The sequence below is a fragment of the Microbacterium umsixpiens genome, assembly GCF_053543675.1.
Map to the genome: position 1 here is coordinate 1 of NZ_JBLVOH010000244.1, position 11,094 is coordinate 11,094.

The 11,094-nt window shown below is 68.0% G+C and carries 13 protein-coding genes; 7 read left to right on the forward strand and 6 right to left on the reverse strand.

The window, feature by feature from the left end:
- Nucleotides 1-95: 95 nt before the first annotated feature.
- The 3 genes from ACNPM4_RS20315 to ACNPM4_RS20325 are packed head-to-tail and all read right to left on the reverse strand — an operon-like array spanning nt 96 to nt 3,020.
- Complete coding sequence (locus ACNPM4_RS20315) at nt 96-1,178, reverse strand: glycoside hydrolase family 130 protein (RefSeq protein ID WP_448986971.1); 1,083 nt, start codon at nt 1,176-1,178, stop codon at nt 96-98.
- A gap of 34 nt (nt 1,179-1,212) precedes the next feature.
- The gene (locus ACNPM4_RS20320; RefSeq protein ID WP_448986972.1) at nt 1,213-2,085 is read right to left on the reverse strand and encodes a carbohydrate ABC transporter permease; all 873 of its coding nucleotides are present in this window, start codon (nt 2,083-2,085) and stop codon (nt 1,213-1,215) included.
- Complete coding sequence (locus tag ACNPM4_RS20325) at nt 2,082-3,020, reverse strand: carbohydrate ABC transporter permease (protein WP_036303250.1); 939 nt, start codon at nt 3,018-3,020, stop codon at nt 2,082-2,084. Before ACNPM4_RS20325 ends, ACNPM4_RS20320 begins: the two co-directional genes overlap by 4 nt.
- Nucleotides 3,021-3,237: 217 nt before the next feature.
- Between ACNPM4_RS20325 and ACNPM4_RS20330 the strand changes: the two genes are divergently transcribed.
- Together ACNPM4_RS20330 and ACNPM4_RS20335 are read left to right on the forward strand one after the other, a co-directional pair.
- Nucleotides 3,238-4,356, forward strand: a complete 1,119-nt coding sequence (locus tag ACNPM4_RS20330) for a LacI family DNA-binding transcriptional regulator (protein ID WP_105710225.1) — start codon at nt 3,238-3,240, stop codon at nt 4,354-4,356.
- Nucleotides 4,353-5,138 carry an HAD-IIB family hydrolase gene (locus tag ACNPM4_RS20335; protein WP_036303254.1) on the forward strand — a complete coding sequence of 262 codons (786 nt, stop codon included), beginning with the start codon at nt 4,353-4,355 and terminating at the stop codon, nt 5,136-5,138. Before ACNPM4_RS20330 ends, ACNPM4_RS20335 begins: the two co-directional genes overlap by 4 nt.
- Before the next feature lie 22 nt (nt 5,139-5,160).
- Here ACNPM4_RS20335 and ACNPM4_RS20340 read toward each other — a convergent pair whose 3' ends face one another.
- Together ACNPM4_RS20340 and ACNPM4_RS20345 are read right to left on the reverse strand one after the other, a co-directional pair.
- Nucleotides 5,161-5,709: an N-methyl-L-tryptophan oxidase family protein gene (locus ACNPM4_RS20340; protein ID WP_448986973.1), complete on the reverse strand. Its 549-nt coding sequence runs from the start codon at nt 5,707-5,709 to the stop codon at nt 5,161-5,163.
- Entirely contained in the window at nt 5,673-6,374 is a 702-nt protein-coding gene (locus ACNPM4_RS20345; RefSeq protein WP_448986988.1) for an FAD-dependent oxidoreductase, read from the reverse strand. The genes ACNPM4_RS20340 and ACNPM4_RS20345 overlap by 37 nt, the downstream gene beginning before the upstream one ends.
- On the opposite strand from ACNPM4_RS20345, the gene ACNPM4_RS20350 reads away from it, so the two are divergent.
- The 4 genes from ACNPM4_RS20350 to ACNPM4_RS20365 all read left to right on the forward strand — a co-directional run bounded on the left by ACNPM4_RS20350 (nt 6,358) and on the right by ACNPM4_RS20365 (nt 8,785).
- Nucleotides 6,358-6,426 (forward strand): FAD-linked oxidase C-terminal domain-containing protein, encoded by a 69-nt coding sequence (locus ACNPM4_RS20350; protein ID WP_448986989.1) that lies wholly within the window; start codon nt 6,358-6,360, stop codon nt 6,424-6,426. The genes ACNPM4_RS20345 and ACNPM4_RS20350 overlap by 17 nt on opposite strands.
- Nucleotides 6,427-6,618: 192 nt before the next feature.
- Nucleotides 6,619-7,005 (forward strand): hypothetical protein, encoded by a 387-nt coding sequence (locus tag ACNPM4_RS20355; RefSeq protein WP_262001178.1) that lies wholly within the window; start codon nt 6,619-6,621, stop codon nt 7,003-7,005.
- Nucleotides 7,006-7,097: 92 nt separating this feature from the next.
- A complete protein-coding gene (locus ACNPM4_RS20360) occupies nt 7,098-8,198 on the forward strand; it encodes an ATP-binding protein (protein ID WP_448986974.1) in 1,101 nt (366 codons plus the stop codon).
- A 44-nt stretch (nt 8,199-8,242) separates the two neighbouring features.
- Complete coding sequence (locus ACNPM4_RS20365; protein WP_448986975.1) at nt 8,243-8,785, forward strand: hypothetical protein; 543 nt, start codon at nt 8,243-8,245, stop codon at nt 8,783-8,785.
- A 28-nt stretch (nt 8,786-8,813) separates the two neighbouring features.
- Here the strand turns inward: ACNPM4_RS20365 and ACNPM4_RS20370 are convergent, their stop codons facing one another.
- On the reverse strand, nt 8,814-10,607 hold the full coding sequence (locus ACNPM4_RS20370) for a 2-isopropylmalate synthase (RefSeq protein ID WP_448986976.1): 1,794 nt from the start codon (nt 10,605-10,607) through the stop codon (nt 8,814-8,816).
- A 184-nt stretch (nt 10,608-10,791) separates the two neighbouring features.
- On the opposite strand from ACNPM4_RS20370, the gene ACNPM4_RS20375 reads away from it, so the two are divergent.
- On the forward strand, nt 10,792-11,094 hold a 303-nt coding region (locus ACNPM4_RS20375), incomplete at its 3' end, for a FadR/GntR family transcriptional regulator (RefSeq protein ID WP_448986977.1).

The following is an 11,094-nucleotide window of genomic DNA, read 5'->3' on the forward strand; positions in this document are numbered from 1 at the left end:
TCGGTGCCCTCGCGCGAACGCCAGGCCCTTGTTCGGACCACGCATGCGGAAGGGCCGCCTCCCCGATCAGGAGACGGCCCTTCTGAGGCTTCGGATCAGAGGCGGGTGAGCTCCGCGACACCGATCGACGAGTCGGCCATGCCGTAGAAGACGAACGTCCGTCCTCCGATCTCCTCGACCGCGGTGGGGAACACGACGTTTCCGAGGGTTCCCTGCAGCTCCTCCGCGGTCTCGGGTGCGAGCAGGGGCTCCGCCGAGCGGGCGAGCACGCGGCGCGGGTCCTCCGCGTCGAGCAGGATCGCACCGGCCGAGTAGCGCGAGCCGTAGGCCAGCTCGAAGCCCTTCGGAGTGGCGCCCGAGACGCCGTGGTGCAGCAGCAGCCAGCCTTCCGGCACGCGCAGCGGCGAGGGTCCGGCGCCGATCTTCGCGCTCTCGTAGGACATCTCGGGCCCGACGAGCATCGCCGAGTCGTGCAGGCGCGTCAGGGCCGTGATGTCTGCCGTCGCCTCGTCGAGGTCGATGTAGCCGATCCAGATCGAGGGACGTGCTTCGTCGATGCCTGCAGGGGGTCGTGCCCCCTCGCCGGGTCGCAGCCAGTCGAGATCCCACATCGGGCGGTGCAGCACGGCGATGCGCGGCTTCCCGTCAGGACCGGGCACCGGCTCGGGGAAGAAGACGACGTCCTTGTTGGCGAACAGGTTCAGGTCGGTCGCGAGTTCGGGCTGATAGGCGAACTGGATCGGGCCGAGACGGTGCCACGTGACGGTGTCGCGCGAGTACGCGAGCGCCGGTCGTGGCCCCAGCGGTCCGTAGGCGATGTACGTCATGACGTGCAGGCCGAGCGGTTCCAGGAAGGTGATGCGCGGGTCTTCGACTCCGGCGTTCTGGTGGCCGTGCTCCCACTGCTCGTCGGGGGAGAGCACGAGGCCGAGGCGCTCGACACCCGTCGGCACGCCGTCCTCGATGATGACGCGGGCTCGCGCGATTCGTGAGACGTTGCCCTCTGCGACGACCCGTGGGTAGAGGTAGAGCTCGCCGTCCGGCCCCCAGGCGGTGCCGGGGTTGAGGACGCCCTCGGCCTCGAGCGGGTCGGCGGGGTCGGCGGTCATGATCGTGCCCAGTCGCGTCAGGGCGTAGGGGATCGCAGTCGTCGGAGCGGAGGAGGGGAATGGGGTCATTGCCTTGCTTTCGGGGTGTTTCGGGGTCGACGGCTCAGCCCTTGATGGCGGAGCCGAGGTTCGCGGACGTGAAGTGTCGCTGGAACATCAGGAACAGCACGACCACCGGCACGGCGAGCACGCATGCGCCCGCGAGGACCGCTCCCATCGGATTCTCGAGGAACGAGCCGTTCGTCTGCGAGAAGTTCGCGAGGCTGACAGCGAGAGTCTGTTTCGTCGCATCCTTCGTGACGAGGAACGGCCACAGGAACTCGTTCCACGGTCCGATGAACGTCACGAGCATCGCCGTGAGCACGGCCGGGCGCACGAGCGGAACCGCGATGAGGAGCAGGATGCGCAGTTCGCTGGCCCCGTCGATGCGCGCGGCGTCGAACACGTCGCGGGGGATCTGCAGGAAGTACTGGCGGAAGATCAGCACGGCGACCGAGTTGATCGCGAACGGCAGGATCATCCCGATGAAGTTGTCGGCCAGGCCGAAGTAGCGCACGACCATGACGTACAGCGGGATCATGAGCAACTGGAACGGGATCGCCTGCACGAGCAGCACGAGCGCGAACACGAGCCCGCGTCCTCGGAACGACAGCACTGCGAGCGCATAGCCGACGAGCAGCCCGAACACGAGCGTGCAGCCGACCACGCCGGCGGTGAAGATGAGCGAGTTCAGCAGCGAGCCGAACAGGTTCACCGATTCGTTGATCTCGACGAAGTTGTCGAAGGTGAGGTTCTGCGGCAGCGGGAGGAGGCCGAGGAGGCTGGTGTCGCGTTTGCGCTGGAGGGCGCCGATCACCATGTAGTAGAACGGCACGAGGGCGGCGAGGGCTCCGACGAGGAGCAGGGCGAATCTCAGGGCGGAGATCACCCGGCCGCTGCGGCCGGGGCGCGTCGCCCGGGTGGTCGTGGCGGTCATCGGGTCCTGCCTTCCGTGATGCGGCGCGAGACGAGCGAGACGATCATCACGGCGACGACGAGGATCATCCCGATCGCGGCGGCGATATCAGGCTTCCCCTGCTGGATCCCCTGCTGGTACATGAGCAGCGCCGGGGTCATCGATGCGCCGTTCGGCCCGCCGCCGGTCAGCAGGTACGGCTCGGTGAAGATCTGGCCGGTGGTGATGATCGACAGCAGCACGACGAGGGAGGTCACGGGGCGCACGGCGGGGAGCGTGACCGAGCGGAAGCGCTGCCAGCGTCCTGCCCCGTCGAGCTGCGCGGCCTCGTGCAGCTCCTTCGGCACGTTCTGCAGGGCGGCGAGGTAGAGCAGGATGTAGAAGCCGAGGTTCTTCCACGTGACGTACACCGCGATGAGCGGCATGATCAGGGCCGGGTTCGCGAGCCACGAGGGGTCGGGCGCGAGCGATCCGAGCATCGAGTTCACGACGCCGTTGCCGTTGAAGAGGAAGATCCAGACCGCGAGCGTCGCGACGGATGCCGTCACGTACGGAACGTAGTACGAGATGCGGAAGAAGCCCTTCCAGTGCACGACGGCGTCGAGCCCGGACGAGAGCAGCAGTCCGAGGACGACGGTGAGCGGCACGTTGATCACGAGGAAGATCAGGAGGTTGCCGAACGCCTGATGCACAACGGGGTCGCCGAGGACCGTCGCGAAGTTCTCGAAGCCCACGAAGGGGTGGGGCACCTCCACCCCCGGGGCGGTGAAGTAGAAGTCGTGCACCGACATCCAGATGCCGAAGCCGAAGGGGATCAGGAACACCACGATGACGAAGAGCATGTAGGGGGCGCTCAACAGCAGGCCGAGCGGATTCTCGCCGAGCCAGCGACGCAGCGTGCTGCCGCGTCGGCGGACCCCGACGTTCGATTCCTGCGCTGGTGCGTCACTGCCCATGGCGTGTGTTCCTCACTGATACGACCGTCCGCCGAGTGCCCGTGCATCGATCTCGGACGGGTCCCGGCGTTGACAACTCTCTTAGTAAACCGGTTTTGGTCAATCTGGTCAACTGGTGGGGTCGCCCTGATCATGTCGGCGGGATTCGGCGCGACACAGGCCATATTGGAGATCTCAGAGTGACTAAATCCGGCTAAACGTGGGATACGATTCGAGCATGACAGCGACCCCCTCCGAAGCGCCGGATAGTGGTACGGGTGCGAGAGACTCCATCGCGGCGGCGGCTCCGCGCGACCGCAAGGTGACGATCGATGACGTCGCAGCTCGGGCCGGCGTTTCCAAGAGCGCGGTGTCGTTCGCGTTCAATGGTCGGCCAGGTGTGGGTGAGGAGACGAAGGAGCGCATCCTCCAGGCGGCCCGTGAACTCGAGTGGCGTCCGGATGCGCGAGCGCGTGCCCTGTCGCGGAGCCGCGCACAGGCTCTGGGGCTCGTGATCCTCCGTGACCCTGAACTGGTCAGCACCGATCCGTTCTTCGCTCAGTTCGTCGCCGGTGTGGAAAGCCACCTCTCGACGGTCGGATATGCCCTGGTGCTTCAGGTCGTAGACGGACAGGACGCCGAGAAGGAGGCATACTCGCGGTTCGCGCGAGAAGCGCGCGTCGACGGAGTGTTCATCACCGACCTTCGTGTCGACGACGAGCGGCCGAGCGCGCTCGCTGCGTTGGGTGTGCCCTACGTCGTCCTCGGATCGCCCGAGGGCGAGGGGAGTGCTCCCATCGGATTGGACGACGCGGCCGGCGTCCGGCGCGCCGTCCGTCATCTGCATGCGCTCGGTCACCAGCGCATCGCCCATGTCGCCGGGGGCGACAGGTACGTGCACTCGCGCGTGCGCCGTGAAGCCTGGGAATCGGAGATGCGCCGGCTCGGGCTTGAGCCGGGTGGTGTGGCGCAGGGGGACTTCACCGGAGGATCGGGAGCACGAGCCACGCACGAGCTGCTCGACCAGACGGAAGCGCCGACGGCGATCATCTACGCCAACGACATCATGGCGATTGCGGGAATCTCGGCAGCGATCGACCGGGGTCTGCGTGTGCCGCAGGACCTCTCGGTGGTGGGATTCGACGACATCCCGCTGGCGCCGTACATCACACCGCCGCTGACCACGGTGCGACAAGACGTCTTCCGGTGGGGCAATGCCTGCGCCCGCACACTGGTGGCGCTGATCGAAGAGCGGGAGCACGCGCCGATCGACTTGCCCGCGGTCGAGTTCGTGGTGCGGGGAAGCACGGCGAAGGTGCCGATGCCGTCGGAGACCCTCCCGGAAGGGAACGAATGAACGACGGCGCTCCCCGTCTGATCGCGTTCGATCTCGACGACACGCTCGCGCCGTCGAAGAGCGCTATCCACCCCGTGATGGGAAGGCTGCTGTGTGCGCTCGCCGGCCGCATCGACGTCGCCATCATCTCGGGAGGAAGCCTCGAGCAGTTCCTCGTTCAAGTCGTGGATCGACTGCCCGAGGCGGATGCCGCGACTCTCTCCAGCTTTCACCTGCTTCCTGCCTGCGGAACCCAGTACTACCGAATCGGACTCGCCGGCGTCGAGACCGTGTACGCCCGCAGCCTCGCCGCAGACGCCCGAGCCGAGGCAATGGCTGTCGTGGAGGAGGAGGCTCGGCGACTCGGCCTGTGGGAGACCAGGCCCTGGGGCGAGATCGTCGAAGACCGAGGGTCGCAAGTCACATTCTCCGCGCTGGGCCAGCACGCTCCCGTCGGTGCCAAGTCCGCGTGGGACCCGACCGGAACGAAGAAGAATGCGCTGCGCGCCGCCGTCGCCGCTCGCCTCCCGGAGCTGGAGGTGCGGTCGGGTGGCTCGACCTCGGTCGACATCACCGAGCGCGGTATCGACAAGGCCTACGGGATGAAGCGGCTCGTCGAGCAGACAGGCATCCCGCTCGACGACATGCTCTTCGTCGGCGACCGTCTGGACGTCGACGGGAACGACTATCCGGTGCTCGCGATGGGCGTCCCCTGCAAAGCCGTTGCAGGTTGGGAGGACACAGCCGCATTTCTCCGAGGTCTCATCCTCCGCTCAGGGGTGCGGGACAGCACTGCTGGATGAGGCTGACGCGCCCGCCGTCCCGTCACCCCGGCCCCAGCCGGAAGACGGGCACGAAGTCGGGGTCGACGATCGCCGGCCGCCGCAGGCTGAACGCGGAGATGTCGTGCTCGGTGCGGCCGACGGTCAGCAGTTCGGCGAGGATCCGCCCCATCAGGCTCGCGAACTTGCCCGCGTGGCCGGCGCCGTTGAACATCGCGACATGGGGATGGCCGGGGATGGTGTCGAGCACGAAGTCGCGGTCGGCGGGCATGTCGTACACGCAGGTCTTGCTCACCAGGAGCGGGCCGGCGGCGGCCGGAAGGTGCTCCCGGAGGAAGTCGCCGAGCAGCAGCGGCTCCGTGTCGTCGGGCACGAACGTCCGCTCGGCAGATGAGATGAAGCGCCCGCGCATGTCCCGGGCGATCTTGACCGCCGCTTCGCCGTAGACGGGGAACCCGTAGTGCACCTCGTCGGCGTGATGGATCCAGATGGGGAACCTGTCCGGAGTGAACTCCGCGAGGTTCGATGAGGAGAAGTACCCGACCTGCTCCTGACTCAGCGTGAGATCGAAGGAGAGGCCGAGGTCAGGCATGAGGTCGCCAGCCACGAACCGGCGGCGACGACGAGGTGGCCAGCGTCGAACGAACCCTCCGACGTCGTGACCGTGACCCCTCCCGTCGTGACCCGCACGCCGGTCGCGACCACCCCCGAGCGGAACTCGACCCCGGCGGCCCGGGCGAGCGACACATGAGCGGACACCGACCGGCGGATGTCGAGGATGCCGCCATCCGCCTGATGAATCCCGATCGTGTCGTCGCTCACGTTCCACTGCGGATACTGCGTGCGGATGTCGTCGATCGTCAGCTCGTCGTAGCGGATGCCCGCGGCATCCATCGCCCGGCGGTACCCGTCGATCTCCGCCGCGCCGGGGCTGCCCGCGGCCGCGAGGTCGATCCCGCCGGTCTTCGTGTAGACCTGAAGGCCCGAACGCTCCTCGACCTGGGCCCAGGCGGCGAACATCGCATCCGTGAGCCGGGTGTACTCCTCGCGATGGTAGGCGCGGCGAATGATCCGAGAATGGTCGCCGGAGGAGCCGAAGGCATGGCCGAACTCGAACTGCTCGAGCACGAGAACGCGCTCTGCACCGCCCTGCGCCAGCCAGTAGGCGGCCGCGGATCCGATGGCTCCGGCACCGATGACGATGTGAGAGTAGCCCTGGGGCGCTCCCGCCGTCCTCGAGATGCATCGAGCGATCAAGGCCGCGCTCGACCCCGCCGGAATCCTCAACCCGGGCAAGGTCATCGGGTGAGAGCGGAAGTCGGTGTGCCCGGCTGGCTCACGCTGGTGATCGGAACGTTCGTATGCGAAAGGGCTCTCCAGGTCGAGCGGCACCAGGCCGATGGATCGAGACCTCGGCAGGGTCGGAGAGCACACCCGAGCCGAGGGCGCTTCCCACAGGGCCAGGATGCCGATCCTGTCGCGGCATCCGTACTCTGGTGGCATGACCGAAACCGCATCCTCCGTGCAGGGGCGCGCGCAGCGATCGACGCGCCGACCACCGGTCCTCTGGGGGCTGCTGTTGACGGCCACCCTGTTGGCAGCGGGGACAGTCGCGCTCATCTGGCTCGTGGCCGTGCCGGTGGGCCCCGTCGTGTGCGCCGCGGTCTACCCGGCGACGAGCAATTGCTTCCTCGAGCACCGCGAAGGCAGCGCGCTGGTGATGACGGTGATCGTCGTGGCCCTGTACGTGCTCACGATGCTCCTCGCCGCGTTCCTCGGCCGACCGCGGGGCGTGGTCGTCACCGGGGTGATCCTGCTCGCCATCGCTCCGTTCGTGTCCTACGCGGTCGTGGCCTGGGCCCCGGGCTTCGCGATCGGGATCCCGTGACGCAACGCCGCCGACTCTAGCGCCCACCCGCGGGATCGAGGATGATATCGATCATCGCCAGGACACCGTGAACGAAAGGGCGTACCGCGACGATGACGAACCTCACGATCGGAACTGTTCTCGGCGATGCCGGGGTAAGAGCCGAACTCGACGCGCGGCGTTTCAACCGCCACACCTTCTGGGTCGGTCAGAGCGGGAGCGGCAAGACGTACGCGCTCGGCGTGCTGCTGGAGCAGTTGCTACTGGAGACCGAGCTGCCGATGCTCATCCTCGATCCGAACGGCGACTTCACCCGGTTGCGCGAGACCAGGGCCACGGCGAACGATGCGGATGCGTCGCGGATCGCCGCGGCGGACATCCGGGTGTTCCGTTCTGGCGCAGGTGTGGGCGACGGGGATCGGCTGCATGTGCGCTTCGTCGATCTGGTGCCCTCATCGAAGGCGGCCGTGCTGCGGATGGATCCCATCGCCGACGCCGAGGAGTACAACGCTCTGATCCATGTCGAGCAGGAGGCCGAGAGCTTCGACGCGCGCGACATGCTCCCTGACCTGCGCGCGTCGGACGACCCCGCCCTGGTCGGACTCGCGAACCGGATGGAGAACCTCGAGGTCCTGGAGTGGGAACTGTGGTCGCGCGGTGCCCTGTCGGTGGTGGACACGATCGACCAGCGCCCGCGGGCGACCGTCCTCGACCTCGGTGGCTTCGAGCACCGGCCGGAGCCGAAGGTCGCCGCGCTCGCCGTGCTCGAGCACCTCTGGTCCCGGCGGGAGGAGCGCCGCCCGTTGCTGATCGTGATCGATGAGGCGCACAACCTGTGCTCGCCGAATCCGGAGACGGCGGTCGAGCGAGCCCTCACGGAGCAGCTGGTGCAGATCGCGGCCGAGGGGCGCAAGTTCGGGCTCTGGTTGCTGCTCTCCACCCAGCGGCCGACGAAGATCCACCCCAACGTCCTCTCGCAGTGCGACAACCTCGCGCTGATGCGGGTCAATGCACCCCGGGACCTCGCCGAGCTCGCCGACGTGTTCGGCTTCGCCTCGGAGGAGGCCATCCGTCGGTCCGCGCAGTTCGTGCAGGGGCAGGCGCTGTTCGCCGGTGGTTTCATCGCCGAGCCGACGTTCGTGCAGATGGGCGCGCGGCTCACCGAGGAGGCCGGTGGCGACGTGAAGGTCCCACTCCGGGCGGGAGATGAGTGAAACTCGACGAGGGCCGTGCGCGGCGAGCGGAAGCGGCGACGGAGATGACGACGAACAGGTCTGCTGCGGACGACGGGATCCTGCGTGTGCACCGTGTGCTGCGCCCCGGATTCGGGACGGAGGCCGCCGTCTACGGCACCATCCTCGTCAGCGGTCTCGTCGCGGTGTCGTCCGCGCACGGGGAGACATCCTTCGCGGTTCTCATCTCCGTAGCGGTCACGGTCCTCGTGTTCTGGGGTGCGCATGTCTACGCCGGCACCGTGGCGAGAGTCAGCGACCGTGATGAGCGAGCTCGCGGTGAGCGCGTCGGTGTGCGGGCGGCGTTCGTCGCGTCGGTGAAGCACTCCCTGGGCATGCTCACCTCGGCGGCCGTTCCGGCGATCATCCTGCTCGCCGGAACGACACGCGTGATCCCCGACGGGCTCGCGAACGACCTCGCGCTGTGGTCGGGAGTCGTGATCCTCGCCTTCCTCGGCTACGTGGCATTCCTCCGCCGCGGCAGTCCCCAGGCCGTCCGCCTGCTCGGGGCGCTGGGAACGGCGTCGTTCGGGATCGCGTTCGTCGTGCTCAAGGCGCTCGTGCACTGATGGGGGTGGCGCGAGCGCGGCAGCCCCATCAGGCGGCGCTGCCCACCGGCACGGTGGTGCGGATGCTGTTCGCGGCGGCGATCACGGCCGACAGGGTGGCTGCCAGCACTGAGCGCCCTCGGCCGGCCATCCATCGGTCGCCGCCCGACGAGCGGTGCTCCAACAGGGTCAGTGCGTCGCTGTCGTTGCCGGAGCCGACGCTCGTCTGATGCAGGCTGACCACATCGACGCGGATGCCGTGGGCGTCGAGTGCAGCGGTGAGGGCCTCGACCGGGCCGACCTCGGTGTGGTCGGTGACGTGCTCGTGTCCGTCGATGCGCAGCGTGATGGCGGTGTGGGTGCGGCCGGCGCTCTCGGCGATGTCGTACGCGATGAGCTCGACGGCCGCGGCGGCCGGGCGGATGTACGCGCTCCCGAACACATCCCACAGCTCGGCGGCCGTGATCTCCGCTCCGGTCGCATCCGCGTGGCGCTGCACGTGGCGGGCGAAGTCGATCTGCAGGCGCCGGGGCAGTTCGACGCCGTACTCGGTCTCCAGCAGGTAGGCGATGCCGCCCTTGCCGGATTGCGAGTTCACACGGATCACCGCGTCGTAGTCGCGTCCGATGTCGGCGGGATCGATCGGCAGGTAGGGAACCCGCCACTCGACCTCGTGCTCCGGGCGCCCCCCTGCCGCCGCACGGGCGCGGTGCTCGGCGAAGCCCTTCTTGATCGCATCCTGATGGGTCCCGCTGAACGCCGTGTGCACGAGGTCGCCCACGTAGGGATGCCGGGCATGCACCTCGATCCGGTTGCAGTACTCGACCGTGCGGCGGATCTCGTCGATGTCGGAGAAGTCGATCATCGGGTCGATGCCCTGTGCGTGCAGGTTGAGAGCGAGGGTGGCGATGTCGACATTGCCGGTGCGCTCGCCGTTCCCGAAGATGCAGCCTTCCACCCGCTGAGCTCCGGCGAGCACGGCCAGCTCTGCGCAGGCGATCCCGGTACCGCGATCGTTGTGCGGATGCACCGAGAGGATCACCGCATCGCGGCGAGCCAGGTTCTTGTGCATGTACTCGATCTGGTCGGCGTACACGTTGGGAGTCGCCACCTCGACCGTCGCGGGCAGGTTCAGGATCACCGGACGCTCGGGTGTCGCATCCCACAGGTCGGTCATGGCGTCGCAGATGTCCAGGACGTAGTCGGGCTCGGTGAGGTTGAACACCTCGGGCGAGAACTCGAACCGCACGTTCGGCAGATCGCCGGCGAACTCGAGCACGTCGCGACCGCCGGCGAGGATGAGCTGCTTCAGATCGGCTTCGCCGTAGCCGAGGACCATGTCGCGCCAGGTCGGAGCCGTCGCGGTGTACATGTGGATCACGACCGGATTGCGGATGCCGCGGATGGAGGCGACCGTGCGCTCGATGAGGTCGCGACGGGCCGGGGTGAAGACGACGATGGTCACGTCGTCCGGCGCGATGTCGCTCGCGGCGATGAGGCGGACGAAGTCGTGATCCGTCTGCGACGCCGAGGGGTACCCGACCTCGATCTCCTTGTAGCCCATCGAGACCATCAGCTCGAAGAAGCGCCGCTTCCGCTCGGGGTCCATCGGCTCGGCGAGCGCTTGGTTTCCGTCGCGCAGATCGACCGGCACCCACAGGGGCGCCGCAGTCAGGCGGTGCGTGGGCCAGTCGCGCTCGATCAGGGGGACTTCCACTCGCGAGAACACGTCGCGGTAGCGGTGCGAGGGCATCTGCGAGTGCCGTTGCCGGTTCCAGGACGGTGCGTGTGCGGGTACCGGACCGGCCGGCGTGGAGATGCGGGAGGCGGGGGTCGTGGTCATGGCGGTGCTGCTTCCTTCGTTCAGAGAGGCGACCGGCGCATGTCCGACTCCACGACGGGGAGCCGGTCCGGCTATGCCCCGCCGTGGCGGCGAAGAAGAAGGTGCTCTGACGTGAACATGGCTAGACTGTAGCAGAACTCCTCAGACAAGTAGACGAAACCTATCGATGAGAGATCGGACGATCATGGCGCAGGTGAAGCGCGCACCGCTGGCGGATCAGGCCGCGGAGCTGCTGCTGGAGCGGATCCGCGCGGGAGAGTGGACGCTGGGGGAGAAGCTCCCCGGCGAGACGACTCTCGCACCGCAGCTCGGAGTGGGGCGCTCCACGGTCCGCGAGGCGATCCGTCAGCTCGCCGGGCGGGGGGTCCTGGCCTCGCGGCAGGGGTCAGGAGTCTTCGTCACCGCGCTGGACGCCCCGGAGGACTGGGACTCGGTCCTCCGCCGAGCGGGAGTCGTCGCGGTGATCGAGGCGAGGGTCGCGATCGAG